General features: G+C 70.0%; 4 protein-coding genes. 1 reads left to right on the forward strand and 3 read right to left on the reverse strand.

What is annotated here, in order from left to right:
- The coding region (locus PHC73_RS13340; RefSeq protein ID WP_300129236.1) for an ABC transporter substrate-binding protein at positions 1 to 401 on the reverse strand (401 nt) is incomplete at its 3' end.
- Positions 398 to 988, reverse strand: a complete 591-nt coding sequence (locus tag PHC73_RS13345) for an ANTAR domain-containing response regulator (protein WP_300129237.1) — start codon at positions 986 to 988, stop codon at positions 398 to 400. The genes PHC73_RS13345 and PHC73_RS13340, both read right to left, overlap by 4 nt.
- 137 nt (positions 989 to 1,125) lie before the next feature.
- On the opposite strand from PHC73_RS13345, the gene PHC73_RS13350 reads away from it, so the two are divergent.
- Complete coding sequence (locus PHC73_RS13350; protein WP_300129239.1) at positions 1,126 to 1,728, forward strand: glutathione S-transferase family protein; 603 nt, start codon at positions 1,126 to 1,128, stop codon at positions 1,726 to 1,728.
- 36 nt (positions 1,729 to 1,764) lie between these two features.
- Here PHC73_RS13350 and PHC73_RS13355 read toward each other — a convergent pair.
- On the reverse strand, positions 1,765 to 2,874 hold a 1,110-nt coding region (locus tag PHC73_RS13355), incomplete at its 5' end, for a biotin/lipoyl-containing protein (protein ID WP_300129241.1).

Raw genomic sequence — 2,874 nt, forward strand, 5'->3', positions numbered from 1 at the left:
CCGGCCGCACGGCGGCGCGCAATGAGGCGCGCCAGCGTTTTGACCGTCACCGGCTCACTGCCGGCCACGGCCTGCAGTTCCCGGTACAGATTGTCGGCCACCGTGATGGCGTTGCCGCCGAGCCCCAGGCTGAGTGCCGCCACCAGCCGCTGCGGCACGCCCTCCACGCCCAGCGCGCAGGCCAGCGCCATCGGCGCCAGCAGGTGGGCGCCGTCGAGGTGCCCCACCAACAGCTTGTCGCGCAGCGTGGCCCAGGACGGCTGGCGCACCAGCGTCACGTCGAGCCCGTAGCGCGCGAAATAGCCACGCTCCAGCGCCACCACCAGCGGTGCCGCATCGGTGAGCGGGATGTAACCCAGACGCACCCGCGACAGCTCGGGCGATGGTTGATTTGGGCTCATTTGAATAACTCGGCGGTGTCGATCACCCCCTGGGCAATCTCGGCGATGGTCTTGTTCTGATCCATGGCCAGTTTGCGCAGCGCGTGGTAAGCGTCGTTTTCGCTGCGACCACCGCGCGTCATGAGGATGCCCTTGGCGCGCTCGACGAGCTTGCGCTGCGCCAGACTGGTGCGCGCCTGGGCCAGCTCGCTCTGTAATGACGCGTACTGCCGGAATCGCGCGATGGCCACCTCCACCACCGCCCGCACGCGGCCCGGCTGCAAGCCATCCACCACATAGGCGCTGACCCCGGCCTCGATGGCCTGGCGGATGGTGTCGGCGTCGGACGCGCTGGCGAACATGACCACCGGGTGCGGGTTGTCGCGCGACAGGCAGCGCATGTTCTCGAGGATGTCGCGGTCGGGCGAGTCGAGGTCGATGATCACCACGTCCGGCTTGCTGACCGAAACCGCGCGCAGCAGACCGTCCGCCGTGCCGAGTTCGGCCGCCACGGCAAGACCCGCCTGCGCCAGCGCGCCCGCTATCAGCGAACGCCGTTCGAGGTCGTCGTCGACCAACATGACGCGCAGCGGGGCGGATGGCTTCATAGACACCGGCGGTGAGGAAGTGGGTCGGCACTGCGGAGCATCGGGCGTGCCAAGCCCGCGCGATACGCGCCGGCCGATGAAGGTCCCGACGCGTGCGCCATACTGTCCCGGTCCGCACTTGCGAGGAGGGTCCACCGATGCAGCTGTACGGCTATCACCGCTCCGGCAACACGCGCAAGGTGCGCCTGTGCCTGGCGGAACTGGGCGTCGCCTGTGAACTGGTGACGATCGATCTGACCACCGGCGCCCAGCGCGCGCCGGACTACCTGCGCCTGAACCCGAACGGCGTGGTGCCGACGCTGGTGGACGGCGAGCTCGTGCTGTGGGAGTCGTCGGCCATCCTGCTGTACCTGGCCGAGAAGTACCCGCACGGCGACCTGCTGCCGTCACGGCTCGACGAGCGCGCCCGCGTCTACAAGTGGCTGGTGTGGCAGCCGGCCACCTTCAACCCGCCGCGCCAACGCCTGGTGGCGGAGCTGGCCAAGCCCGAGGCGGCGCGCGACGCGCAGGCCATCGCCGCGCTGCGCGAGACCATCGCCCGCAATCTCGAAATCCTGGCCGAGGCGCTCGGTGGCGGCGACTACCTGCTCGGCCGCTACACGCTGGCGGACCTGGTGATGCTGCCGCACCTGGCGGCGCTGCACGATATGGCGTTTCCGCTGCCGGGCACCGTGCACCGTTACTACGAACGCCTGGCCGCCCGCCCGGCCTGGCAGGCGGCGCTGGCCTGGCCGCGCTGACGACGCCCGGCCGGCGCCGCACGGATCGCCCCCGCCTCAAGCCAGCTCGCACAGCAGATCGCCGGCCCGCACCGCATCGCCGGCCTGCACCAGCAGGCGTTTGACCGTGCCGGCGTGCGGTGCCGCGACCAGGTTCACCATTTTCATGGCCTCGGTGGTCACCAGCCGCGCGCCGGCCGCGACGGTCTCGCCTTCCTTCACGTGCACGGCGGCCACCTTGCCGGCCATGGGCGCGGCGATGTGGTTCGGGTCGTCCGGGTCGGCGCGCTCGCGCTGCTGCTGTTTGCCGCCCGCCGCGCGGTCCTGGATGACGATGTCGCGCCGGCGGCCGTTGAGCTCGAAAAACACCTGCCGCGTGCCGTCCGGTTCGAGCTCACCGACCGCCAGCAGCTTCACGATCAGCGTCTTGCCTTCCTCGATGGTGACGGCGCGCTCTTCGCCGGGCCGAAGGCCGTAAAAGAACGTCGGCGTGTCGATCACCGACACGTCGCCGCAGCGCTCGACAAAGCGCACGTAGTCGCGGAACACCGCCGGGAACATGGCCTGCGCGACCAGGTCCTCCTCGCTCGGCTTGCGCGCGCCGGCGGCCTTGCGCGCGGCGTCGAAGTCGTACGGCGGCAGCAGTTCGCCCGGGCGTTTTTCGAGCGGCTTTGCGCCCTTGAGCACCGCCTTTTGCAGCGCCTTCGGGAAACCGCCATCCGGCTGGCCCATGCGCCCGGCGAGCAGGTCGACGAAGGCGTCCGGAAACGCCAGCTCGTCGGCGCGGTCGATCACGTCCTGCGGGGTAAGGTCGTTCTGCACCATGAACAGCGCCATGTCGCCGACCGCCTTGGACGATGGCGTCACCTTGACGATGTCGCCCAGCATGTCGTTCACGGTGCGATACGCGCGCTTGACCTCCGCCCACCGCTCGCCAAGGCCGAGCGAGATGGCCTGCGCGCGGAAGTTCGAGTACTGGCCGCCCGGCATCTCGTGCTCGTAGACATCCGCCGAGCCGGCCTTGAGGCCGCACTCGAACGGCGCATACGCCTCGCGCGCCACTTCCCAGTAATCGGCCAGCGCCTGCAGCCCGTGCGGGTCGATGCCGGTGGCGCGCTCACCGCTCGCCAGCGCATAGACCAGCGCGTTCAATGACGGCTGCGAGGT

The sequence above is a fragment of the Immundisolibacter sp. genome (assembly GCF_028696615.1).
In the GTDB taxonomy this organism is placed as follows: domain Bacteria; phylum Pseudomonadota; class Gammaproteobacteria; order Immundisolibacterales; family Immundisolibacteraceae; genus Immundisolibacter.

Coding starts and splice junctions, on each gene's coding strand:
- PHC73_RS13345 (WP_300129237.1), bottom strand. CDS start 988: ATGAAGCCATCCGCCCCGCTGCGCGTCATGTTGGTCGACGACGACCTC.
- PHC73_RS13350 (WP_300129239.1), top strand. CDS start 1,126: ATGCAGCTGTACGGCTATCACCGCTCCGGCAACACGCGCAAGGTGCGC.